General features: G+C 71.3%; 24 protein-coding genes and 1 riboswitch. Of the genes, 20 read left to right on the forward strand and 4 right to left on the reverse strand.

Annotated features, from left to right (window positions below; all coding sequences use genetic code 11):
• Window positions 1–351 precede the first annotated feature (351 nt).
• Window positions 352–467, forward strand: a riboswitch (SAM riboswitch).
• A 66-nt stretch (window positions 468–533) separates the two neighbouring features.
• Complete coding sequence (locus G6038_RS16725) at window positions 534–1,853, forward strand: aminotransferase class V-fold PLP-dependent enzyme (protein ID WP_165038946.1); 1,320 nt, start codon at window positions 534–536, stop codon at window positions 1,851–1,853.
• A gap of 55 nt (window positions 1,854–1,908) precedes the next feature.
• On the opposite strand, the gene G6038_RS16730 is transcribed toward G6038_RS16725, so the two are convergent.
• Complete coding sequence (locus tag G6038_RS16730; protein WP_165038947.1) at window positions 1,909–2,382, reverse strand: YbaK/EbsC family protein; 474 nt, start codon at window positions 2,380–2,382, stop codon at window positions 1,909–1,911.
• A 65-nt stretch (window positions 2,383–2,447) separates the two neighbouring features.
• Window positions 2,448–2,969, reverse strand: a complete 522-nt coding sequence (locus G6038_RS16735) for a 2-oxo-4-hydroxy-4-carboxy-5-ureidoimidazoline decarboxylase (RefSeq protein ID WP_165038948.1) — start codon at window positions 2,967–2,969, stop codon at window positions 2,448–2,450.
• Window positions 2,970–3,116: 147 nt separating this feature from the next.
• Between G6038_RS16735 and G6038_RS16740 the strand changes: the two genes are divergently transcribed.
• Both G6038_RS16740 and G6038_RS16745 read left to right on the forward strand, forming a co-directional pair.
• Window positions 3,117–3,947, forward strand: coding sequence for a crotonase/enoyl-CoA hydratase family protein (locus G6038_RS16740; RefSeq protein ID WP_165038949.1), 831 nt, complete (start codon window positions 3,117–3,119; stop codon window positions 3,945–3,947).
• An 11-nt stretch (window positions 3,948–3,958) separates the two neighbouring features.
• Window positions 3,959–5,068: an SRPBCC family protein gene (locus G6038_RS16745; protein WP_165038950.1), complete on the forward strand. Its 1,110-nt coding sequence runs from the start codon at window positions 3,959–3,961 to the stop codon at window positions 5,066–5,068.
• A gap of 54 nt (window positions 5,069–5,122) precedes the next feature.
• Here the strand turns inward: G6038_RS16745 and G6038_RS16750 are convergent, their stop codons facing one another.
• Window positions 5,123–5,614 (reverse strand): inorganic diphosphatase, encoded by a 492-nt coding sequence (locus G6038_RS16750; RefSeq protein ID WP_165038951.1) that lies wholly within the window; start codon window positions 5,612–5,614, stop codon window positions 5,123–5,125.
• A 170-nt stretch (window positions 5,615–5,784) separates the two neighbouring features.
• Here G6038_RS16750 and dacB point away from each other — a divergent pair, with 170 nt between their 5' ends.
• Genes dacB through hpt form a run of 4 tightly spaced genes read left to right on the forward strand, consistent with a single transcriptional unit; the run spans window position 5,785 to window position 9,798 of the window.
• The gene (dacB, locus tag G6038_RS16755) at window positions 5,785–7,191 is read left to right on the forward strand and encodes a D-alanyl-D-alanine carboxypeptidase/D-alanyl-D-alanine-endopeptidase (protein ID WP_165038952.1); all 1,407 of its coding nucleotides are present in this window, start codon (window positions 5,785–5,787) and stop codon (window positions 7,189–7,191) included.
• Entirely contained in the window at window positions 7,182–8,222 is a 1,041-nt protein-coding gene (locus G6038_RS16760; RefSeq protein WP_165038953.1) for a zinc-dependent metalloprotease, read from the forward strand. Before dacB ends, G6038_RS16760 begins: the two co-directional genes overlap by 10 nt.
• A 2-nt stretch (window positions 8,223–8,224) precedes the next feature.
• On the forward strand, window positions 8,225–9,223 hold the full coding sequence (gene tilS / locus G6038_RS16765; RefSeq protein WP_165038990.1) for a tRNA lysidine(34) synthetase TilS: 999 nt from the start codon (window positions 8,225–8,227) through the stop codon (window positions 9,221–9,223).
• Window positions 9,224–9,243: 20 nt separating this feature from the next.
• On the forward strand, window positions 9,244–9,798 hold the full coding sequence (gene hpt, locus G6038_RS16770; RefSeq protein ID WP_165038954.1) for a hypoxanthine phosphoribosyltransferase: 555 nt from the start codon (window positions 9,244–9,246) through the stop codon (window positions 9,796–9,798).
• On the opposite strand, the gene G6038_RS16775 is transcribed toward hpt, so the two are convergent.
• Entirely contained in the window at window positions 9,786–11,858 is a 2,073-nt protein-coding gene (locus G6038_RS16775; RefSeq protein WP_165038955.1) for a serine/threonine-protein kinase, read from the reverse strand. The genes hpt and G6038_RS16775 overlap by 13 nt on opposite strands.
• 224 nt (window positions 11,859–12,082) lie before the next feature.
• Here G6038_RS16775 and ftsH point away from each other — a divergent pair, with 224 nt between their 5' ends.
• The 13 genes from ftsH (at window position 12,083) to lysS (ending at window position 23,653) form a co-directional block, all read left to right on the forward strand.
• Window positions 12,083–14,395 (forward strand): ATP-dependent zinc metalloprotease FtsH, encoded by a 2,313-nt coding sequence (gene ftsH, locus G6038_RS16780; protein ID WP_165038956.1) that lies wholly within the window; start codon window positions 12,083–12,085, stop codon window positions 14,393–14,395.
• 74 nt (window positions 14,396–14,469) lie between these two features.
• A complete protein-coding gene (folE, locus tag G6038_RS16785) occupies window positions 14,470–15,081 on the forward strand; it encodes a GTP cyclohydrolase I FolE (RefSeq protein WP_346772839.1) in 612 nt (203 codons plus the stop codon).
• Between the two features lie 32 nt (window positions 15,082–15,113).
• Window positions 15,114–15,935 (forward strand): dihydropteroate synthase, encoded by an 822-nt coding sequence (folP, locus tag G6038_RS16790; protein WP_165038991.1) that lies wholly within the window; start codon window positions 15,114–15,116, stop codon window positions 15,933–15,935.
• Window positions 15,932–16,300 carry a dihydroneopterin aldolase gene (gene folB, locus G6038_RS16795; protein WP_006930416.1) on the forward strand — a complete coding sequence of 123 codons (369 nt, stop codon included), beginning with the start codon at window positions 15,932–15,934 and terminating at the stop codon, window positions 16,298–16,300. The genes folP and folB overlap by 4 nt, the downstream gene beginning before the upstream one ends.
• Window positions 16,297–16,821, forward strand: coding sequence for a 2-amino-4-hydroxy-6-hydroxymethyldihydropteridine diphosphokinase (gene folK / locus G6038_RS16800; protein ID WP_165038958.1), 525 nt, complete (start codon window positions 16,297–16,299; stop codon window positions 16,819–16,821). Before folB ends, folK begins: the two co-directional genes overlap by 4 nt.
• Entirely contained in the window at window positions 16,821–17,285 is a 465-nt protein-coding gene (locus G6038_RS16805; protein ID WP_165038959.1) for a DUF3180 domain-containing protein, read from the forward strand. The genes folK and G6038_RS16805 overlap by 1 nt, the downstream gene beginning before the upstream one ends.
• 124 nt (window positions 17,286–17,409) lie before the next feature.
• Complete coding sequence (locus G6038_RS16810; protein ID WP_165038960.1) at window positions 17,410–18,213, forward strand: DUF6779 domain-containing protein; 804 nt, start codon at window positions 17,410–17,412, stop codon at window positions 18,211–18,213.
• Between the two features lie 129 nt (window positions 18,214–18,342).
• The gene (locus tag G6038_RS16815; protein WP_165038961.1) at window positions 18,343–19,278 is read left to right on the forward strand and encodes a DUF2520 domain-containing protein; all 936 of its coding nucleotides are present in this window, start codon (window positions 18,343–18,345) and stop codon (window positions 19,276–19,278) included.
• Entirely contained in the window at window positions 19,271–20,212 is a 942-nt protein-coding gene (gene panC / locus G6038_RS16820) for a pantoate--beta-alanine ligase (RefSeq protein WP_165038962.1), read from the forward strand. The genes G6038_RS16815 and panC overlap by 8 nt, the downstream gene beginning before the upstream one ends.
• Before the next feature lie 32 nt (window positions 20,213–20,244).
• Window positions 20,245–20,682 (forward strand): aspartate 1-decarboxylase, encoded by a 438-nt coding sequence (panD, locus tag G6038_RS16825; RefSeq protein ID WP_165038963.1) that lies wholly within the window; start codon window positions 20,245–20,247, stop codon window positions 20,680–20,682.
• A 2-nt stretch (window positions 20,683–20,684) separates the two neighbouring features.
• Window positions 20,685–21,527 carry a type III pantothenate kinase gene (locus tag G6038_RS16830; RefSeq protein ID WP_165038964.1) on the forward strand — a complete coding sequence of 281 codons (843 nt, stop codon included), beginning with the start codon at window positions 20,685–20,687 and terminating at the stop codon, window positions 21,525–21,527.
• Window positions 21,528–21,614: 87 nt separating this feature from the next.
• Window positions 21,615–22,058, forward strand: a complete 444-nt coding sequence (locus G6038_RS16835; RefSeq protein WP_165038965.1) for a rhodanese-like domain-containing protein — start codon at window positions 21,615–21,617, stop codon at window positions 22,056–22,058.
• 86 nt (window positions 22,059–22,144) lie between these two features.
• Window positions 22,145–23,653, forward strand: coding sequence for a lysine--tRNA ligase (lysS, locus tag G6038_RS16840; RefSeq protein WP_165038966.1), 1,509 nt, complete (start codon window positions 22,145–22,147; stop codon window positions 23,651–23,653).
• Window positions 23,654–23,748 lie beyond the last annotated feature (95 nt).

Consider the following 23,748-nt stretch of genomic DNA (forward strand, 5'->3'; position numbering starts at 1 on the left):
CGACGAGGGTGCGGGGGGCCGGGGCGTGGGAGGAGCGGAGGAACTCCTCGGGGATGCGATACGACCGATCCGGATCCGTCGTGGGCTGGGCAGGCAATCGCATGTCCTTCTCTCGGCCTGGTGGTGCGTTCGTCCGGTTATCTCACGGTCAGATGGACGGAGGGTGAACATCGGGTGTGTCGGTGCCCACTCCGGCGGTGGAATCTCCCGCTCGACCCGACGTCGCGCTCCGCGGCGCGGCGTCCGTCTCCGCGCGAAACACCTTATCGCCCTGTAATTTTCGGTTGCGGGACGACGGTCGCTGCGATTCCGGTTTGACATCCGTGCGCGCTCCTGCAATCCTCTTCCGCAGGTCACGAGAACCAGCGACAAGCCCCGGCTAGCTGGTCGGCAACCCTCCTCCGCGGTGGGGTGCTCCGGGTGACGACCAGGCCGTGTTTCCACACCGGACACGGCAAGCGCGGATTCGGACCGTGATCGCACTCGGGCGACGAGGCGACCACCGGCGAATCCCTGAACGACGAGGGAACGTCATGACTGCTGCCGTACTGACCGCCGACACCTGCATCGCCCCGTTCGCCCGGGTCACCGGATGTGACCTGCAGGTACCCCTGGTCCAGGGTGGTACCTGCACCTACGCCAACTTCGACTACGCGGCGAGCGCCCCCGCCCTCGAAGCGGTCACCGAGCGGATCGCCGAGCTCCTGCCGTACTACGCCAGCGTGCACCGCGGTGCCGGTTACGCCTCCCGGATCTCCACCTCGAGCTACGAGCAGGCTCGTGAGTCGGTGGCCCGATTCGTGTGCGCCGCAGACGATCAGGTGGTCGTGTTCACCCGCAACACCACCGACTCCCTCAACCTCCTGGCCGGAGCCGTACCCGGCGACGTCGTGGTGCTCGACGTCGAGCACCACGCAAACCTGTTGCCCTGGAAGAACGCCCGCGTCGTCGAGGCCGCGGACACCGTCGCCGAGACGGTCCGCCGGCTCGTCGCCGAACTGTGCAGCAAGCCCGCCGCGCTGCTCGCCGTCACCGGCGCTTCCAACGTGACCGGTGAGGTCCTCCCGATCGCCGAACTCGCCGACGTCGCGCACGCCTGCGGCGCCCGGATCCTCGTCGACGGAGCGCAATTGGTTCCGCACCGGCGGATCGACCTCACCGCTCTCGGCGTCGACTACCTCGCGTTCTCCGGTCACAAGCTCTACGCCCCGTTCGGTGCCGGCGCCCTGGTCGGACGCCGGGACTGGCTCGACGTCGCGGAACCGCATCTCGCAGGGGGCGGTGCGGTCCGCGAAGTGCGTCTCGGTCACACCGAATGGGCGTGCGCCCCGGCGCGGCACGAGGCGGGCACGCCGAACGTGCTCGGCGTCGCGGCCCTCGCCGCGGCGTGCGACGCGCTCGCCGGTTTCGACGCCGACGCCGTCGCCGAGCACGAGGAGGCGCTGTGCCGGCGCCTCCTCGGCGGGCTGCGCGACCTCGACGGCGTGGAGATCCTGCGACTGTGGAGCGACACGCCGGACTCGGTCGGCATCGTCACCTTCACGGTCGCCGGATTCGAACCCGGCGAGGTGGCGTCGTACCTGTCCGCCGAGCACGGAATCGGCGTGCGCGACGGCCGGTTCTGCGCGCACCCGCTGCTCGCGCGGGTCGGCCTGCCCGGCGGTGCGGTGCGCGCCTCCCTCGGTCTCGGCAGCTCGTCCGCCGACGTGGACCGCCTGCTCGACGCGCTGCGCGGGCTCGTCGACGCCGGTCCCGGCTGGACCTACGCCAAGACCGACGGCCTGTGGGGACCGTCGCCCGAGACCCGTCCGGGCCTGGTGGAGTCCACCGCCGGCGCCGCGCAGTGCAGCTGACCGCTTCCCGGGCGGACCGCCGGACAGGCACCGCCCGCCGGTCGATCCGGCAGGTCTAGTCGACGTCGACGTCGACGGCCGCCGTGATGCGCATCAGCTCGCGGAACGTCGTGCGGAACAGCGTGCGCGGATGCCCGCCGGAGGCCCACAGCTCGGGAAAAGCGGCCAGGGCGGTGTCGACGTACGTGGTCAGGTTCGTCGGATGCCCGAGCGGTGCCACCCCGCCGACGGGCTGCCCGGTGACCTCGGTGACCACTTCCGGGGACGCCGCAACGAGCGCACCACCGAGGCGTTTGCCCGTCCGTTCCGGGTTCACCCGATGCGCACCCGAGACCAGCAGCAGCACCGGTTCGTCGTCGAGCAGGAACACCAGCGACTTGACGATCGCACCCACCTCGACCCCGAGCGCGGCCGCCGCCTCCTCCGCGGTGTGCACCGACTCCGGCTGGGTCGTGATCAGCCCGTGATGACCGCGCGCGATGAGCGTGTCGGCCACCCGAGCGGCATTCGGATGCAGTGTCCCGGACATGGTTCCAGCCTAGGAGCCCACCGCCGTCCGTGGCCCCGATCGACGGGGCTGTCCGCACTCGGCGGTCAATACAGGGGAAAGCCGTCCTCCGGTCCGAGCATGCGCTCGAGCCGGGTACGGGTGATCTTGGCCAGTTCCTCCGTGCACGCTTTGCGCTCCGCCTCGGGTTCGTGCGCGAGGCGGTGGCGGAGGTCCGTCAGCAGTTCCCCCGGCCCGCGACCCTGCGGGCACCACAGGTAGCGGTAGCCGAAGCGCTCCTCGTATGCGGCCGCCGCGGCCGTGATCGCGGTCATCAACGCCTCGTCCTCGTCCCACAGCGAGCACTGCTCGAGCCGTGAGGCGGTGCTGCCGCGCCGGCATCCTACCACCGGGTGGCAGTCGAGGGCCTCCGCGATCTCCGCGTCGCCCAGCGAGAACAGGGCGGCGTCGGCTCGGGCGAACAGTTCCGAATAGCTCGCGTAGGGCCGCCCGGCCGCCACCGACTGGGCCCAGGTCAGCGACGCGCAACACTCGTACAGCGCGTGGGTGGCGCCCCGCCGGGACAGGGCGTTGAAGGCGCCCAGACCGATGCCCTGATGCATCAACATGGCAGTCGCTCCTTTGCGAGTCGGACTGTTCGTGTCCTCAGGATCCGTCCGGTTCGCGGCGGTCACCAGTGGGGGAGCAGGGAATTTTCGAGGCTGTAACGAGCGGCCCTCGTCGGCTGTCCGAAGCGCAGACATTACTGTTGAGTAATGACTGCAGATTCCCGCTGGAAAGCGTTCACCGTCGACGTCGCCGACCACGTCGCCCGCGTCACGCTGGTCGGGCCCGGCAAGGGCAACGCGATGGGCCCCGACTTCTGGACCGAGCTGCCCGTGCTGTTCGGCGAGCTCGACGCCGATCCGGACGTGCGCGCCGTCGTGCTCGCCGGCGCCGGCAAGCACTTCTCCTTCGGCCTCGACCTGCCCGCCATGAGCGGCGACCTGGGCAAGGTCCTCGCCGACAAGGCGCTGGCCGCCCCGCGCACCGAGTTCCACGAGATGGTCAAGCGGATGCAGGCGGCGATCACCGCGGTCGCGGACTGCCGCAAGCCCGTCGTCGCGGCCGTGCAGGGCTGGTGCATCGGCGGCGGCGTGGACCTGATCTCCGCGGCCGACATCCGCTACGCCAGTGCCGACGCGAAGTTCAGCGTCCGCGAGGTCAAGGTCGGGATGGTCGCCGACGTGGGTAGCCTCGCCCGCCTGCCGCTGATCATCGGCGAGGGGCACCTGCGCGAGCTCGCCCTCACCGGCAAGGACATCGACGCGGCGCGCGCGGAGAAGATCGGTCTGGTCAACGACGTCTTCTCCGACGCCGACGCCGTTCTGGCGGCCGCGCAGGCCACCGCCGCCGAGATCGCGGCGAATCCGCCGCTGGTCGTGCACGGCATCAAGGACGTCCTCGACCACAGCCGCTCGGCGCGCGTCGACGACAGCCTGCGCTACGTGGCGGCCTGGAACGCGGCGTTCCTCCCGTCGGAGGACCTGACCGAGGCCATCACGGCAGTCTTCGAGAAGCGGCCCCCGGAGTTCCGGGGACGGTAGAGGATGGACGGGTGCGACGGCATCCGGCCCCGACGTGGGGCGGCCGGCTGGTGCCGGTCGTCCCACTGTTGTATCTGGCGGTCTATCGGCCGTGGCAGTTGCGCTGGGGTGCGACGAGGACCGAAGTGGCTCAGCGGGTTCCGGGGGACGAGATCGTGCCCAGTCCGCACTGGTCGGCGACCCGGGCGGTGTCGATCGCGGCCGACCCCGAGGACGTGTGGCCCTGGCTGGTCCAGATGGGCGCGGGGGACCGCGCCGGCTGGTACAGCTACGACCTCGTCGACAACGGCGGGAAGCCGAGCGCCCGCGAGATCCGGCCCGACCTGCAGCGGCTCGAGGTCGGCGACCCGGTCCGGCTCGTCGCGGGTTCCCCGGCCGCCTTCCGGGTGGAGTCGATCGACCCCGGACGTTCGCTCGTGTATGCCCACTCGCACGACGGGGGCACCGTCACCGCCGCGCTGGTGCTGCGCCCGGACGGCCCCGGCCGCAGCCGGCTGGTGCATCGCGTGCGATTCCGCATCCCGCCGTCGCCGTTCGCTGTCGGCTGGGCCGCCCTCATGGACGCGGGGGACTTCGTGATGTCCCGGCGGATGCTGCTCGGCATCCGGGACCGGGCCGAGCGGCATGCCCGACGGCGCCGGGGCGGGCCGCCGCCCGAAGATGAAAGTCCTGGCGCCGCAATGGATTTCCGGCTACAAATCCCGGTGCGCCGACCGCCCGGTGCGGTGTTCGCGCTACTCGCCGACGTTCAGGAACACGTGGGTGCACCGGCGCGCACGGGCGTCCGGATGAGCAAATCCCCACCCGGTCCGACCGCCGAGGGCACCCGGTGGCACGAACGGGTGCGGCTCGCGCCCGGTTGGTGGATGTCCGTCGACAGCGTCGTGACCGCGATCGAGGACCCGGAACTGCTCGGGATGGACTTCCGGAGCGCCTGGTTCACCGGTCACCTCGACTACCGGATCGAGTCCACCCCGGGGGGATGTCTCCTGCGGCAGCACTTCGTCATGCGGTTGCCGCGCCCGCTGCAGTCGTGGTCGGCGCGGGTGGACGCCCGGCTCCGCCCGCGCCTGCTCGATCGGCTCGCCGACGTCCGGGACGCGCTCGAGCAGGACGGGTGAGAACGCGTCCGGGCTCCGCAGCCGGCGGCCGCGGAGCCCGAACGATGCGTGGGGTCAGTGCCCGCCGTCGGCCTTCAGGCGCTCGATCGACGCGGTGACCTCGGCCTCGGCCTCGGCGCGGCCGACCCAGTCCGCGGCCTCGACGTGCTTGCCCGGCTCGAGGTCCTTGTAGTGGACGAAGAAGTGCTTGATGGCGTCCAGTTCGAACTGCGAGACGTCGCTGATGTCCTTGACGTGGTCCCAGCGCGGATCGCCCGCGGGCACGGCGAGGACCTTGTCGTCGCCGCCGGCCTCGTCGACCATCTTGAACATGCCCACCGGGCGGGCCTCGACGATGACGCCGGGGAACACCGACTCGGGCAGCAGCACCATGCAGTCCAGCGGGTCGCCGTCCTCGCCGAGGGTGTTCTCGATGTAGCCGTAGTCGGCGGGGTAGCCGAACGAGGTGTAGAGGTAGCGGTCCAGCTTCACACGGCCGGTTTCGTGATCGACCTCGTACTTGTTGCGCTGCCCCTTGGGGATCTCGATGGTGACCTCGAACTCCACGCCGTGTCCTCACTTGTAAGTCGATACGACTGCCGTATCTGCGGTGATGGTCCGCACAGAGGATAACGGGTCGGCGCTAGGCTGGTGGCGCAGGTGCCGGACCAGCGGGGCGGCCACCAGGGCGCGGGTTTCGCCGGAGCGGACGCCGCGGGATTCGACACAGCGGAGGCGTGTTGGCGGGGCAGGGCAAGAAGAAGCTGGGCACACTGGCGGGACGGCGCCGCCGGAACCTCCGGATCCTGTTCACCATCTGGGGGGCGGGAACCGTCGCGCTGCTCGTGGGGGGAGCCTTCGCGCTCTCCGACGTCCGCAGCGGGGAGGCCGCCGCCGCGATCGCGCCCGCGCCGGCGCCCGTCACCGCGACCCCGCAGGTGGCGCCGGTACCCGCCGACGCGCTCGCCCCCACCGCTCCCGCGCTGGCGGCCACGCTCGCACCGGCGCTGGGGAACGCGGGACTCGGCAACTTCACCGGCTCGATCACCGACGCCGCCACGGGCACCGTGCTGTGGTCGAAGGATCCCGCCCAGCCGATGATCCCGGCGTCGACGACGAAGGTCCTCACCGCCGCCGCGGCGCTGCTCGCCCTGCCCGCCGAACACCGCGTCACCACCAAGGTCGTCGAGGGTGGCCGGCCGGGGGAGATCGTGCTCGTCGCCGGCGGCGATCCCACCCTCACCGCCCGGCCCGTCGGCGAATCCGGCTTCTACGCCGGCGCCCCGCGCATCGCCGATCTGGTGCAGCAGATCCAGCGGAGCGGCACCGTCGTCGACACGGTGCTCGTCGACGCCGGCGCCTACGCCGGCGCCACCCTGGCCACCGGCTGGTTCCCGGCCGACATCGCCGGCGGTTCCGTGGCACCGATCGAACCGGTGATGCTCGACGGCGGCCGCCTGAACCCGCTCGAGGACGAGTCGCCGCGCACCCCCACCCCCGCCCTCGACGCCGGCCGGGCCCTCGCCGCAGCACTCGGCGCCGACCCGGCCCGGGTCGCCGCCGGCACCGCCCGGCCCGGAGCAGCCCCGCTGGCCGCGGTCCAATCGGCGCCGCTGCGCGACCGGCTCGGGCAGATGGTGGGCTACTCCGACAACGTCCTCGCCGAGGCCGTCGGCCGGGAGATCGCCGCGACCGAGGGCGCCGAGCCGTCGTTCCGCGGCGCGGCCGACAGCGTCTCCGCGGTCCTGCGCGAGGCCGGATTCGACCTGACCGGGCTCACCCTCCACGACGTGAGCGGGCTGTCCGTCGACAACCGGATTCCCGCGCAACTGCTCGACGGGGTGATGGCCGCCGCCGCCGGAACCGAACAGCCGTCGCTGCGCCCGATGCTGGACTACCTGCCCGTCGCCGGTGCCACCGGCACCCTCTCCGAGCGCTACGCCTCGACCAACCGCGACGGGGCGGGTTGGGTCCGCGCGAAGACGGGCACTCTGTCACAGGCGAGCGGCCTGACCGGATTCGTCGTCGACACCGACGGACGGGTGCTGACGTTCGCCCTGTTGTCCAACGACCGTCCGCCGGGCGAGAGCCGGCCGGCCCTCGACGCGGTGGCGGCGACCCTCCGAGGATGCGGATGCCGATGACCGACCAGGACCGCACGCTGGCTGACGCGATCGATTGGAAGCTCGCGGCCGGGATCGGGGCGCGCCTGACCCGACCGGGCCCGGCGATGTCGCGGTACACCGCCGAGACCGTCGTCGCCGAGCTGGCGTCGGCCGCCGACCGCGCCGAGCCGCCGGTGCGGGAGCTGACCGGACTCGGTGACGGACGGGACGTGCCGCCCGCCGCGGTCGTCGACCGGTCCGGATGGGTGCACGCCGCCGCCAGGTCGATGGCAGACCTCACCGGTTCCGGGCCCGCCGACGGCCGCTGGGTCGGCAAGCCCGCCGGCGTGCAGGCCGGTGCGATGCTCGCGTACCTTTCCTCCGCAGTGCTCGGTCAGTACGACCCGTTCTCGCGGTCGCTGCTGCTCGTCGCGCCGAACGTGGTCGCGGTCGAGCGGTCGCTGCGGGTGCCCACCGCCGACTTCCGGATGTGGGTGTGCCTGCACGAGGTCACCCACCGCGTGCAGTTCGCCGAGGCGCCGTGGATGGCGGATCTGATGCGCGAGGCCGCGGCGGAGCTGGGCCGGACCGCGGAAGAGTCGTTCACCGACCTGGCCGGCCGGATCACCGGGGTCCTGCGCGATCGCCGGACGGGTGAGGAGAAACCCATGGCCGAGCGCGGCGTGCTCGGCCTCGTCCGCGCGGTGCAGTCCGAACCCCAGCGCGCCGCACTCGACCGCATGCTGGCCCTCGGCACCGTGCTCGAAGGCCACGCCGACCACGTGATGGACGCGGTCGGACCCACCGTGGTGCCCGCCGTCGCGCAGATCCGCCGGGCCTTCGACAACCGCCGGCGCCGGGCCGTGAACCCCGTCCACCGCATCATCCGCGCGCTGCTCGGGATGGACGCCAAGATGGCCCAGTACGTGCAGGGCAAGAAGTTCGTCGACACCGTCGTCGAGCAGGCGGGCATGGCCCGGTTCAACGCCGTGTGGAGCGGTCCGGACGCAATGCCGACCCTCGCCGAGATCGACGATCCCCACGCGTGGATCGCGCGGGTGCTGGGCTGACGGTGTCGTCCGAGCGGCCGCTCCTGCCCGAGACCCCTGCCCTCCACGAGGTGCGCCTGGCCGTGCGGCGGTGGGTCGCCGCCCACGGCCGGTCCGTCGCGGTCGGCCTGTCCGGCGGCGCCGACTCGTCGGCCCTGACCGCCGCCGCCGTCGCCGAGGCGGATTCGGTGCGGGCCGTCGTCGTCGACCACGGCCTGCAACCCGGCTCCGGCGACGTGGCCGCGCGGGCCGCGGAGTTCGCGCGGTCCGCCGGATGTGTGTCGGTGCAGGTCGTCCGCGTCGCGGTGACCGGCCCCGGCGGTCTCGAGGCGGCTGCGCGCGCGGCCCGCTACCGGGCGCTCGGCGAGGCCCGGACGGGGTTGCCCGTGCTGCTCGGGCACACGCTCGACGATCAGGCCGAGACGGTGCTGCTCGGGCTGGGCCGCGGTTCCGGTGCCCGGTCCCTCCGCGGCATGTGTGAGTTCGACGATCCGTGGGGCCGCCCCCTGCTCGGGGTGCGCCGCGACGTCACCCGCCGAGCATGCGCGGAACTGGGGTACGCGCCCTACGAGGACGCGCACAACAGCGACCGGCGCTTCACCCGGGTTCGGCTGCGCGAGGAGGTGCTGCCGCTGCTCGAGGACGTGCTCGGGGGTGGGGTCGCGTCCGCCCTGGCGCGCACGGCCGGGCAGCTGCGCGAGGACGAGGACGTGCTGGAGGAGCTGGCCCTGCACCGGCTCACGGACGCCCGGGCCGGGGCCGGTCTTTCCGTGGACGCCCTCGCCGGCACTCCCGTGGCGGTGCGACGGCGGGTCCTGCGGCGATGGCTGCTCGAGTCGGGGGCGTCGGCGCCGACGGACCGCACGCTGCGGGCCGTCGACGAGCTGATCGGCCGGTGGCGCGGGCAGGGCGCGGTGGCGGTGGGCGGCGGGCCGGAGCCTGGCGTCAGGTTGGTGGTCACGCGTCGGCGTGGCAGGCTGATCGTCGAGTTCGTCGGCCGGCGACAGGGTGCGGACGACTGAGGGAAGGCAGGAAGAACCCGGTGTACGAGAACGACATCGCGTCGGTACTGATCTCCGAGGACCAGATCAAGCAGCGCACGAAGGAGCTGGCCGAGACCATCGCCACGCGCTACCCGGTGGGCGCACCCGAGGGTGACCTGCTGCTCATCGGCGTGCTCAAGGGCGCGATCTTCTTCATGACCGACTTCGCGCGGGCGTTGCCGATCCCCAGCCAGATGGAGTTCATGGCGGTCAGTTCGTACGGGTCGTCCACGTCCTCGTCCGGCGTGGTGCGCATCCTCAAGGACCTCGACAAGGACATCGCCGGCCGGAACGTGCTGATCGTCGAGGACATCATCGACTCCGGCCTCACGCTGTCCTGGCTCATGCGCAACCTCTCCTCGCGCAACCCTGCGTCCCTCGAAGTGGTGACGTTGCTGCGCAAGCCGGAGGCCGTGAAGGTCGACGTCCACGTCGCCGACGTGGGATTCGACATTCCGGACGAGTTCGTCGTCGGCTACGGCCTCGACTACGACGAGCGCTACCGCGATCTCCCGTACATCGGCACCCTCGACCCGAAGGTCTACACCGGCTGATCCGAACTCGGCCCCACCGGCTCGCGCGTCGACCGCGTGGGGGCCATGCCGCGCTGCAGTGCCCGCAGGTCGTCCTCCATGATGCGGAACAACCAGTACACGAGCACGAACGCGGCGATGCTGCCCACCGCCAGCACCCGGACCGCAACGAGAACCTGCTGTATCTCCTCGGGCGAGAGATACGTCACGCCGGCGACCCCGACGAGCGGCACGGCCGCCGCGAGCGCCAGGTAACGCACACTGCGCCGGTGCAGCCCCTCGAGTTCGCGGGCGTCCGTGGCGTCGGTCGCCCCGTGCGGCAGGAACGCCGGATACAACGATCGCACCATGTAGAAGGCGACCAGGAAGAACGGGTAGGCGACGGCGATCGCGCCGCACACCAGGATCGACGTGAGGAAGTGCGCGGCCGAAGGGCCGTCGATGTTGCCGCCGACGAAGTGCAGCGCGACGGGGAACGCGATGCCCGCGACCGTCCACAGGGTCATCACCACCGCGGCGACGCGGTCGCTGATCAGCAGCGCGTCGTGCCGGGCCCGGGCGAGTTCCACCGCGTCGTAGCTGCGGCCGCGGTGCAGGCCGCGCGGCACGGTGATCAGCCGTCGGCACAGGTACACGATGATCACCGTGCCGAGGGGGAAGGTGATCCCGTTGATGATCAGCGCCAGCTGTTCGAACTCGCGCTGGGTGTCCGGTGGGAGCCGGTCGACGATCAGGTTCGCATTGTGCTGGTAGTTGTACAGGGCGGCCAGCACGTTCGGGATCGCGATCGCGGCCGTGAGGATCGGCACCACGGGTCGGCGCAACCGGGCCCGCCAGCTGCGCGGCGGCGGGTCGACGAGGTCCCGGGCCCGCGGATCGAGACACAGGTCGAACTGCTGGGCCAGCTCCGCGCCCGACGCCCACCGATCCGCCGGATCCGGCTCGAGGCACTTCGCGAGCACCCGGAGCAGCGTCTGGGGGCAGTCGGCCGGCACCCGCTCGCGTGCAGCCGCGGTCAGTCCCGAGCGGCGCCGCGCGAGCATGGTCTCGAGCGCGGGCAGGGTCTCGGCGCCCAGATCCTCCTCGCTGTTGGGCCGGCCGCCGGTGAGCAGTTCCCACAGCATCACCCCGAGCGCGTAGATGTCGCTGCGGGTGTCCATGTCCGCGGCGGTGCCGGGCAGCCCGGGATGGCACGCCTCGAGCTGTTCGGGCGACATGTAGGCCAGGGACCCGCCGAGATACGCCACGGCGGACGTGCCGCCGACGGACTCGGCGAAGCTGATGTTGAAGTCGGCGAGCTTGGGCACGCCCTCCGCGGTGAGCAGGACGTTGGCGGGCTTGACGTCGCGATGCAGCACTCCGCGCCGATCGGCGTAGTCCAGCGCGGAGGCGAGCCGGCGGCCGAGCCACGCGACGGTCTCGGGCCAGGTCAGGCTCTCGAGCTGGCTGCGCACGGTCGACTCGGCGGGCCGGATCTCACCCTTTTCGGCGAGGGTCTCGTCGACGACATCGAGCAGGAGCCGGCCGCTGCGCTGCTCCGGCGGAGTGGTGCGCACCCGGTGCAGCACTCGCAGCAGCGTCCCGCCCGGCAGATACTGCATGTACAGCAGCCGCAGGCCGTGTTCCGGCAGGATCCGCTGGTCGAAGACGCGGACGATGTAGTCGTGGTCGAGCTGGGCGAGGGTCTGCGCCTCGGTGCCGCGGTCGGGGGAGATCTTCACCGCGACGAGCCGCTGCATCGAGTGCTGCCGGGCGAGGAACACGCGGCCGAAGGCGCCGCGGCCGAGGTTGGTGAGCAGGTCGAAGTCGTCGATCCGGTTCCCGGCCTCGACGTCGTCGATGCCGGTGGGGACGCGGACCGGGAAGGGCTCGGTCGTCGACTCGCCGGGAGGACCGGCCCCTGCCGTGCGGGCCGGTTCGGTGGGCGCATCCGCGGTGCGCATGAGGTCCACGGCTGCGGTACGGGTGGGGTCGGCCGCAACCGTTCGGGTCGGCTCGGCCGCAACCGTTCGGGTCGGCTCGGCCTCGGTGGTTCGGGTCGGGTCGGCCTCGGTTGCAGCGTCCGGCTCCTGCATGGCCATTCGAAATGATAACCACGCCGCGGCCCGTGACCGCAGGCACCTGACGCGACCGGGAACCCCCGGGTGCTCTCGGACGTTGACCCTTGGGACCGTGCGACCGCGCGAGGGCAACGCTGCGCGTCCACGCGGTAACCTTGCGGTGTCCGGTTCGTCGCCGGACTCCTCGGGACGACCACGATGATGACCGCACTATCGAAAGGACCGGCCGGCCGGGCCGAACCTGTATGAACCGCAAGACAGTGTTCCGTAATCTGGCGATCGTCGCCGGCATCCTGTTGGTCATCTACGCCTTCAGCTACTTCGGCGACGACACCCGCGGTTTCGCCAAGGTGGACACGTCTGTCGCGATCGCCCAGCTCGACGCGAACAACGTCAGCCGGGCGCAGATCGACGACCGCGAGCAGCAGGTTCGCCTGTGGCTGAAGAGCGGCAACGAGGCGACCGGAGACAACACCGAGATCCTCGCGAAGTACCCGGAGTCGGCGTCCGAGCAGATCTTCGACAAGGTCGCCGGCGCGGGCCTCGAGAAGTTCGACACCACCGTCACCCAGGAGAGCTGGCTGACGTCGATCCTGCTGTTCGTGCTCCCGATGATCATCCTGCTCGGGGTGTTCTTCTTCGTGATGAGCCGCATGCAGGGCGGCGGCCGCGGCGGCATGATGGGCTTCGGCAAGTCCAAGGCCAAGCAGCTGTCCAAGGACATGCCCAAGACCACGTTCGCCGACGTCGCCGGTGCGGACGAGGCCGTCGAAGAGCTGTACGAGATCAAGGACTTCCTCCAGAACCCGGCGCGCTACCAGGCCCTCGGCGCGAAGATTCCGAAGGGCGTGCTGCTGTACGGACCTCCCGGCACGGGCAAGACGCTGCTCGCCCGCGCGGTCGCCGGCGAGGCCGGTGTCCCGTTCTTCACCATCTCCGGTTCGGACTTCGTGGAGATGTTCGTCGGCGTCGGCGCGTCCCGCGTGCGTGACCTGTTCGAGCAGGCCAAGCAGAACAGCCCGTGCATCATCTTCGTCGACGAGATCGACGCGGTCGGCCGCCAGCGTGGCGCCGGCCTCGGCGGTGGCCATGACGAACGCGAGCAGACGCTCAATCAGCTGCTCGTCGAGATGGACGGCTTCGGGGACCGGCAGGGCATCATCCTCATCGCCGCCACCAACCGTCCCGACATCCTGGATCCGGCCCTGCTGCGTCCGGGCCGGTTCGACCGGCAGATCCCGGTCAGCAATCCCGATCTCGCCGGGCGCCGGGCGATCCTGCGGGTGCATTCCAAGGGCAAGCCGCTCGACCAGAACGCCGACCTCGAGGGGCTGGCCAAGCGCACGGTCGGCATGTCCGGTGCCGACCTGGCCAACGTCGTGAACGAGGCCGCGCTGCTCACCGCGCGCGAGAACGGCACCGTGATCACCGAGGCCTCGCTCGAGGAGTCGGTGGACCGCGTGATCGGCGGCCCGCGGCGCAAGAGCCGCATCATCAGCGAGCACGAGAAGAAGATCACCGCCTACCACGAGGGCGGGCACACGCTCGCCGCCTGGGCGATGCCGGACATCGAGCCGGTGTACAAGGTGACGATCCTCGCCCGTGGCCGCACCGGTGGTCACGCGATGACCGTCCCCGAGGACGACAAGGGCCTGATGACCCGCTCGGAGATGATCGCCCGCCTGGTGATGGCAATGGGTGGCCGCGCCGCCGAGGAACTCGTGTTCCACGAGCCGACGACGGGTGCCTCCTCCGACATCGACCAGGCCACCAAGATCGCCCGTGCGATGGTCACCGAGTACGGCATGAGCGCCCGCCTCGGCGCCGTCCGCTACGGGCAGGAACACGGCGATCCGTTCCTCGGCCGCTCGATGGGCGTGCAGTCCGACTACTCGCACGAGGTGGCCCGCGAGATCGACGAGGAGGTGCGCAACCTCATCGAGGCCGCGCACACCGAGGCGTGGGCGATCCTCAACGACTACCGCGACGCGCTGGACCTGCTCGCCGGTGAGCTGCTCGAGCACGAGACTCTCACCCGCAAGGATCTCGAGCGGATCCTGGCCTCCGTCGAGAAGCGGCCACGGATCACCGAGTTCAACGACTTCGGTGGGCGCACGCCGTCGGACAAGCCTCCGATCAAGACGCCGGCCGAGCTGGCGAAGGAACGCGGCGAGCCGTGGCCGCCGGAAGCGGTGCGTCCGTCCTTCACCAAGCCCGCCCAGCCGCAGCCACAGCCGCAGCCCGCGGCGCCGACGAACGGGCATCCGGCGCCGGTGCCGGCGCCCGCGTCGGAGCCCCTGCCGGGATTCGGGCAGCCGCCGCACCAGGGTGGGCCGCGCCACGCGACCCGGCCCGACTACGGCGCGCCGGCCGGCTGGTCGGCACCCGGCTGGCCGCCTGCCGACTCCGAGCAGCCGCCGCAGAGCACCTATCCTGGGTATCCGCAATGGACCCAGCCGGCGCGCCCGGCCGACGACGACGAGCGACGGGCCGGCCGGAACGTGGCTCCCGAGCCACCGCCGACGCAGCCGTGGGAGGGGCCGGCCGGTCCGCGCTGAGTCCGAGTCAACGAGAGTGGAGGTACGGTCCGGTGTCGGTGAATCACCTGGATTCCGAAGCGGATTCCGCGTCGATCGGCGGTGACGGCAAGGTTCTGCGCAGCCTGGAGTCGGGCCGGACCTTCGATCAGGCCCGCGCGGAGGCGGCCGTCCGGGAACTGTTGATCGCGGTGGGGGAGGACCCCGAGCGCGAGGGTCTGCTCGACACCCCGGCGCGCGTCGCACGGGCGTACCGGGAGATGTTCGCCGGCCTGTACACCGATCCGGACTCGGTCCTGGACAAGACCTTCGACGAGGGCCATCAGGAACTCGTCCTGGTGCGTGACATCCCGATGTACTCCACGTGCGAGCACCACCTGGTCTCGTTCCACGGCGTCGCCCACGTGGGCTACATTCCCGGTCGCACCGGCCGGGTGACCGGGTTGTCGAAGCTGGCGCGGGTGGTGGACCTGTACGCCAAGCGCCCGCAGGTGCAGGAGCGGCTGACCAGTCAGATCGCGGATGCGCTCGTGCGCAAGCTCGATCCGGTCGGGGTGATCGTCGTCGTCGAGGCCGAGCACCTGTGCATGGCCATGCGGGGGATCCGCAAGCCCGGGGCGAGCACCACCACCTCGGCGGTGCGGGGGCTGCTGCAGACCAACTCGGCGTCGCGCGCCGAGGCTCTGGATCTGATCCTCCGCCGGTGAGCGCGCTCCCGAACCCCGGGCGCCCGGTGGTGATGGGCGTGCTGAACGTGACGCGGGATTCGTTCTCGGACGGCGGCCGGTACCTCGACCGCGACGCGGCGGTCGCGCACGGTCTGGAACTGCGCGACCTCGGCGTGGACATCGTCGATGTCGGCGGCGAATCCACCCGTCCCGGAGCGGCCCGCGTCGACCCGGAGGTCGAGGCCGGGCGCGTCGCGCCGGTCATCGCCGCCCTGAGCGCCGCCGGCATCCCCACGAGCGTCGACACCATGCGCGCGTCCGTGGCCGAGGCTGCGATCGAGGCCGGCGTCACCATCGTCAACGACGTCTCGGGTGGGCGCGCCGACTCCCGCATGGCCGCGGTCGTGGCGTCGGCCGGCGTGCCGTGGATCCTCATGCATTGGCGGCCCGCGGGCGGCTTCGTGCACGCCGGCGGGTCCACCCACTACGACGACGTGGTCCGTGAGGTCCGCGGTGAGCTGATGGTGCAGGTGGATGCCGCGCTCGCGGCAGGCGTGGAGCCGGCGAACATCATCCTCGATCCCGGGCTCGGCTTCGTGAAGGACGCCGACCACAACTGGGAACTGCTGCATCGGCTGCCCGAGCTGACCGAGCTCGGCTACCCGGTGCTGATCGGCGCGTCGCGCAAACGGTTCCTCGGATCCCTGCTCGCCGCCCCCGACGGCACGATCCGGCCACCCGGCGGCCGCGAGGTGGCCACCGCGGTCGTGTCGGCGCTCGCGGCGGAGCGCGGGGCCTGGGGGGTGCGCGTGCACGACGTGCGGGGGTCGCTCGACGCCGTCGCCGTGGTCGGCGCGTGGCAGCGCGGCCGTGCGGCGGGAGGACCGGCGTGAGCGACCGGATCGAACTGCGCGGACTGCGCGTACGCGGCCACCACGGCGTGTTCGACCACGAGAAGCGCGACGGTCAGGACTTCCTGATCGACATCGTCGCGTGGCTCGATCTCGCGCCGGCCGCGGCGAGCGACGCCCTCGACGACACCCTGCACTACGGCATCCTTGCCGAGCGGGCCGCCGCCATCGTCGCCGGCCCGTCGCGGGACCTCATCGAGACCGTCGCCGGGGAGATCGCCGACGACGTCCTCACCGATCCGCGGGTCACCCGGGTCGAGGTCACCGTCCACAAGCCGTCGGCGCCGATCCCGCTGACCTTCGCGGACGTGGCGGTGGTGGTCGATCGCACCCGGAGCGGCTCGTGAGCCGGGCGGTGCTGTCCATCGGGTCGAACATCGGGGACCGGCCGGCGCACCTGCGTTCGGTCACCGAGGCGCTCGCCGATCGGATCGTGGCCGTGTCGCCGGTGTACTCGACCGCGCCGTGGGGCGGGGTCGAGCAGCAGGACTTCCTCAACGCCGTCGTCGTCGCGGAGGACCCGTCGCTGGACTGCCGCGGCTGGCTCGAGCTGGGCCGGCAGCTCGAGGCCGCCGCCGACCGGGTCCGGGAGCAGCGGTGGGGGCCGCGCAGCCTCGACGTCGACGTGGTCACCTGCCACGACTCGGACGGTAACGAGGTTCTCAGCGACGATGCCGAACTGACCCTGCCGCATCCGCGCGCCCACCTGCGCGCCTTCGTGCTCGTCCCGTGGTGGGACGTCGAACCCCAGGCGACGCTGACGGTCGACGGCACTCGACGGCCGTTGACGGAGTGGCTCGCCGCCCTCGACGTCGACGAACGCGAAGGGGTGCGCCGCACCGAGTACCGGCTGGAGCCGCCGCGGTGATGAAGGCGACGCGTATCCGGGACCTGGTGGCGCTGGCGGTGCTCGCCGCCGTCGCGGCGTGGTTGCTGGCGCGCGGCCTGTACGGCACGTTGCCGCCGATCCCCGTCTACGCGGGGGCGTCGCTGTATCCGGTCGCGATCGTCGAGGTGGTGCTCGCGTTCATGATCCGTTCCCGGGTGGGCAAGCACGAGATCGGCGACGGGCCGCACCAGTTGCATCCCATCACCGCGGCCCGCGCGGTGGCGCTGGCGAAGGCGTCGGCTCTGGTCGGGGCGGCCAGCGCGGGCATCTGGGCAGGTTTCCTGCTGTACCTGGTGCCGCAGCGACCGGTGCTGCAGGCCGCGGTCGAGGACAGCGCCGGGGTGATCGTCGGGCTGCTCGCCGGCGTGGCGCTCGCGGTTGCCGCGCTGTGGCTCGAACATTGTTGCCGGACACCGGAAGACCCGGACGAGCCCGCGACCTGACCGGGGCGGCGAATCGTGTGCGCTCGGCTCTCGGGACACGGCGGACGCGCCCAGTAGTCTGGAACCCATGGGGACTCCGGTGCGAACGAGGAAGGGCCGTCGGTCACGGCGCAGCGCGAGTTCTGTGATCGTGGCGGCGCTGCTCGCCCTGGCGTTGATCGCGTCGCTGTTCCTGGTCTTCAGCGACAGCGTCCAGCTGCTGCGCGTCGGTCTGGTCCTCGCGTTGTGGGCCGCCACCGTCGGCGCGATCGCGATGACGAAGTACCGTCGCGAGTCGGCGCTGGACCGTGCCAAGGTCCGGGATCTGCAGACCGTGTACGAGTTGCAGCTCGAACGGGAGATCGCGGCGCGGCGCGAGTACGAGCTGACCGTCGAGGAGAAGGTCAGGTCGGAGCTGCGGATCGATGCCGACCAGATGGCGGCCCTGCGCGCCGAGCTCGGTGCTCTGCGCCGCAACCTCGAGGTGCTTTTCGAGGGCCGGCTGCCCGAGGACCGGGCGGCGTTGTGGGCGGGCCGGGGACAACTGCAGGAGCTCGGCGGGGGGAACTTCCGGGTGACGGCCGCGCCCCGTCCGGCGGGCCCGTTCTTCGCCTCGCCCGACGACGAGCCGGTGACCGCCGAGACGACGGTGGTCACCGACGGCGACACGACGACGGCCGTGCCCCGCCGGCCGGCGGGCGCGACGGCCGCTCCCGGCGGATCCAAGGACACGGAACGGCGGGACCGGGCCGAGTCGGAGGATCGGGCCGAGTCCGGGTCGCAGCCGGAGGAGCCCGAGGAGCAGGCCGAGGCCCCCGAGGCGGACCACGACGCCGAGCCCACAGGCCGGCGCGCCCGGCGACGGCAGCCGGACGGTGCCGGCGAGGGGGCGCACAGCCAGGGCCGCACGGTCGCGGAGATCCTCGCCGCCCTGTCCGCCGAGCGCTGAGCGTTCGCCGCGCCGGGTGAGGCGCAGATCACGTTCCCCTCCCATGGCCGGGGTTGCTCGGGCCGCGCTATTGTCGGTCGGAACGTCTGGTACCCGCCGAGCGGGACTGGAACGAACGAGAGGACTCCCGTGACCTCCTTCGGGATCACAAACGAGCCTGCGCCTGCACGACTGACGGTCGGAATCGTTTCCGCCGGGCGGGTGGGCACGGCAATCGGCGCGGCACTCGAACGCGTCGGACACCTGGTCGTGGCCTGTTCCGCCGTATCCGAACTGTCCAAGCACCGCGCCCGCACCCGACTCCCGGACACCGAGATCGTCCCTGTCGACGAGGTCGCCGCCCGCTGCGACCTGCTGCTTCTCGCCGTTCCGGACTCGGAACTCCACTCGCTCGTCCGCGGGCTCGCCGCCACCGGCTCCGTCTCGCGCGGCACGATCGTCGCCCACACCTCCGGCGCGAACGGCATCGGCATCCTCGCTCCGCTGACCGAGCAGGGCATCGTGCCGCTCGCCATCCACCCGGCGATGACCTTCACCGGGCACGACGAGGACACTGCCCGGCTCGCGTCGGCGTGCTTCGGCATCACGGCCGCCGACGACATCGGCTACGCGATCGCCCAGTCCCTCGTGCTCGAGATCGGTGGCGAACCGGTGCGCGTCCGCGAGGAGCGGCGCGCGCTGTACCACGCCGCGCTCGCACACGGCAGCAACCACCTCGTCACCCTCGTGGTGGATGCGGTGGAGGCGCTGCGGGTGGCGCTCGAGGGCGACGAACTGCTCGGCCAGCAACTCGTCGACGACGCGCCCGGCGGTGTCGCCGAACGGGTGCTGCAGCCGCTGTTGTCGGCGGCCCTCGACAACGCGTTGCGCCGGGGGCCGTCCGCGCTGACCGGTCCCGTCGCCCGCGGCGACGCGCGGGCCGTGGCCACGCACCTGCGGGTGCTCGGGGAGGTCGATCCCCGGATCGCTGCCGGATACCGCGCGATGTCCCTGCGTTCCGCGCAGCGCGCCGGGGCGAAACCCGAACTGATGGAGATCCTCGAAGGGGCTGATCACGGTGAGTGAAACGCAACAGGGCGGCTACGCGCGCGGCGAACTGACCGTGCACCACGACCCCGCCGCCCTGACCAAGGTCACCAAGGCGCTGCGTGGCGTCGGCCGCACGGTCGCCCTCGTGCCGACGATGGGTGCCCTGCACGCCGGTCACCTGGAGCTCGTCCGGCAGGCGAAGCTCACCGGTGCCGTGGTGGTGGTGTCCGTCTTCGTCAATCCGTTGCAGTTCGGGGCCGGTGAGGATCTCGACGCCTACCCGCGCACCCTCGACGCCGACCTGGAGCTGCTGCGGGAGGCCGGCGTCGAGCTGGCGTTCGTGCCGTCGGTGTCCGCGATGTACCCGAAGGGCCGGCGGACCGTGATCCATCCCGGGCCGCTGGGGGCGGAACTCGAGGGCGGCAGCCGGCCGACGCATTTCGCGGGGATGCTCACGGTGGTGGCGAAGCTGCTGCAGATCGTCGCCCCCAACGTCGCCTTCTTCGGCGAGAAGGACTACCAGCAGCTCGCCCTGATCCGGCAGATGGTGGAGGACCTGAACTTCGACGTCCGCATCGTGGGGGTGCCCACGGTGCGTGAGCAGGACGGGCTGGCGCTGTCCTCACGCAACCGCTACCTGGATCCGGACCAGCGCCGGGTCGCCACCGTGCTGTCCGCGGCGCTGGTCGCCGGGGCGCACGCCGCCGCGGGCGGTCCCGAGGCGGTGCTCACCACCGCGCGCGAGGTGCTCGCCGCCGCGCCCGAGGTGCAGCTGGACTACCTCGAGCTGCGCGGGGCGGACCTCGGGCCCGCGCCGGAACGCGGTGACGGCCGGCTGCTGATCGCCGCGCGGATCGGCACCACCCGGCTCATCGACAACGTCGGTGTCGCGATCGGCACCGGATTCCTCGAACGCGAGACCGGCCCGGTCGACGCGTCCACCCCCGACGACCTGCTCACCCGCCGATAGCGCGTCCGGCACGAAAAAGCTGAGGAGACACCATGTTCCGCACGATGATGAAGTCGAAGATCCACCGCGCCACGGTGACCCACGCCGATCTGCACTATGTGGGTTCGGTGACCGTCGACCAGGACCTGATGGACGCCGCGGACCTGCTCGAGGGCGAGCAGGTCGCCATCGTCGACATCGACAACGGCAACCGCCTCGAGACCTATGTCATCGCCGGCGAGCGCGGCTCCGGCATCATCGGGATCAACGGTGCGGCAGCGCGTCTCGTGAGTCCTGGTGATCTGGTCATCCTCATCGCCTACGGCGTGATGAACGAGCAGGAGTGCCGCGACTACGCTCCGCGCGTCGTTTTCGTCGACGCGGACAACCGGCAGGTCGAGCTCGGTAACGACCCGGCGCACGCGCCGGAGGGTTCCGGCCTGATCACCCCGCGCATGCTCGCCACTCTCGACTCCGGTTCGTTGGTGTAGCAGTGCTTCTCGCTGTCGACGTCCGGAACACGAACGTCGTCCTGGGTCTGTTCACCGGCAGCGGATCGCACGCGAAGCTGTTGCGGGACTGGCGGATGCGTACCGATCCGCGCATGACCGCCGACGAGCTCGCGCTCATCTTCCGTGGTCTGCTCGGCGGGTACGTCGATCAGATCACCGGCGTGACCGCGTTGTCCACGGTGCCGTCGGTGCTGCGTGAGATCCGGGTGATGCTGGGCCGCTACTGGGAACACGTGCCGCACGTGGTCGTCGAGCCGGGCGTACGCACCGGGGTGCCGCTGCTCGTCGACAACCCCAAGGAGGTCGGCGCCGATCGCATCGTCAACAGCCTTGCGGCACATCACTTCTACGACCGGCCATGCATCGTGGTGGACTTCGGGACGTCCACGTGCGTGGACGTGGTCTCGGCGAAGGGCGAGTTCCTCGGCGGCATCATCGCCCCCGGAATCGAGGTGTCGATGGACGCGCTGGCCTCGCAGTCCGCGGCGCTGCGCAAGGTGGAACTGCTGCGCCCGCGCGCCGTGGTCGGCAAGAACACCGTCGAATGCATGCAGTCCGGTGCGGTTTTCGGATTCGCCGGAATGGTCGACGGGCTGGTGCGCCTGGTGCGTGCCGAGCAGCGCGGGTTCGAGGGTGACGACGTCGCGGTCATCGGGACCGGCGACCGTGCGCCGTTGATCATGCCGGAGTCCGAGACGCTCGAGCACCACGAACCGGACCTGACGCTGGAGGGCCTGCGCCTGGTGTACGAACGCAATCTCGCACGGCGCGGCGCCCGATCCGCCGCCGTGGGTTCCGCCCGCCGCGATCCTGTGCAAGAATAGTCGCCGTGATCCGCTGCATGAGCGCCCAGGAGTGTTGTCGAGGCTGACGTCCGCCTCGATCGTTCACACATACCTGGAGTCACCCTCATGCGCACTGCGCTCGCTGCATCTTTCGTCGCCGCACCCGTTCACCCGCTTCCGCTCACCACCGAGCGCACCTATCCGGCCGGGCTGGCCGCGACCGTCGCGCGCGGCGCGGTGGTCGTCGACATCCGCACCCACGCCGAACGCGCCGTCCAGGGCACCCTGCCCGGGGCGCTGGCCATCTCCGCCGACCTGCTGCCCCGGCGCCTGCACCCCACCAGCGACGAGCGCCTGGCGGTGGCCGTCGACCGCGACGTCGAGTGGGTCGTGGTCTCGGCCTCCGGCACGGAGACCGACGCCGTCGTCGCCGTGTTGCAGGCCCTCGGACTGCGCCGCGTCACCGGCCTCGTCGGCGGGTACGCGGCCCTCGCGGCGGTCGGGGCGACCGGTGCGATCACCGCGGCCCCGCACGTCGAGGACGACGTGGCGCGCGTCACCGCGCACTGACCCGGCGGGCGCCGGCGCCGGGGCCGGCGCCCCGGGCACGTCGGTCCCGCGCAGGCGCTCGAGGCGGTCCGATAGTCTGGTCACCCGTGAGTGATGCACCCGTTCAGCAGTCCGACGACACCCCCGAGCAGATCCGCATCCGCCGCGAGAAGCGCGAACGGATCCTGGCGCAGGGCAAGGACGCGTACCCCGTCGTCGTGCCCCGCACTCACACCCTCGCGGAGATCCGGGAGAAGTACCCGGACCTCGAGCCCGACACCGCCACCGGTGAGCACGTCGGCGTCGCGGGCCGGGTCATCTTCTTCCGCAACACGGGCAAGCTGTGCTTCGCCACGTTGCAGGAGGGCGACGGCACCCAGTTGCAGGCGATGATCAGCCTGAACGGCGCCGGCGAGGAGTCACTGGCGGCGTGGAAGCACGACGTGGACCTGGGCGATTTCGTGTTCGTGCACGGCGAGGTCATCAGCTCTCGGCGCGGCGAGCTCAGCGTGATGGCGGACTCGTGGCAGATGGCCGCCAAGGCCCTGCGGCCGCTGCCGGTGGCGCACAAGGAGATGAACGAGGAGACCCGGGTCCGGCAGCGCTACGCCGACCTGATCGTGCGTCCCGAGGCCCGCGCCAACGCCCGCATGCGTGTCGCGGTGGTGCGCGAGTTGCGCAACGCGCTCGAGCGGCGCGGCTTCCTGGAGGTCGAGACCCCGATGCTGCAGACCCTGCACGGCGGCGCGACGGCCCGCCCGTTCGTCACCCATTCGAACGCCCTCGACATGGATCTGTATCTGCGCATCGCGCCGGAGCTGTTCCTCAAGCGCTGCGTGGTGGGCGGCATCGAGAAGGTCTTCGAGATCAACCGCAACTTCCGCAACGAGGGTGCCGACTCCACGCACTCGCCCGAATTCGCGATGCTCGAGACGTACGAGGCATACGGCACGTACGACGATTCGGCGACGATGACCCGCGAGCTCATCCAGGAGGTGGCGATGGCGGTGTTCGGCACCCACGTCGTCACCCTCGCCGACGGCACCGAATACGACCTCGGCGGCGAGTGGAAGACGATGGAGATGTACCCGTCGCTGTCGGCGGCCATCGGAACCGAGGTCACGCCCGGCACGTCGCTGGAGGAGCTGCACGCCCTCGCCGACCGGGTGGGTCTCGAGGTCCCGGAAGGCAAGGGCTGGGGCCACGGAAAGCTCGTCGAGGAGCTGTGGGAGCACCAGTGCGGCGACCAGTTGCACGAGCCGACGTTCGTGCGGGACTACCCCGTCGAGACCTCGCCCCTCACGCGGCAGCACCGCAGCAAGAACGGTGTGACCGAGAAGTGGGATCTGTACGTGCGCGGTTTCGAGCTCGCTACCGGCTACTCGGAGCTCGTCGACCCCGTGATCCAGCGGGAGCGGTTCGTCGACCAGGCGCGGCTGGCCTCGGCCGGTGACGACGAGGCGATGGTTCTCGACGAGGACTTCCTCGCGGCGATGGAACAGGGTATGCCTCCGACGACCGGAACCGGCATGGGAATCGACCGTTTGCTGATGGCGCTGACGGGCCTCGGAATCCGGGAAACAATCCTGTTCCCAATTGTTCGCCCGGCGAGGTAATTGATCGCATTCGTTTTCCGTATTGCCATGAATTGATTCCCGGGTATTGTTGTCTCGTACCGCGGGGGGCCGCGCTTCTTCATTCGAGAGGATTT

The organism is Rhodococcus sp. 14C212 (genome assembly GCF_011058195.1).
In the GTDB taxonomy this organism is placed as follows: Bacteria; Actinomycetota; Actinomycetes; order Mycobacteriales; family Mycobacteriaceae; genus Rhodococcus; species Rhodococcus aetherivorans.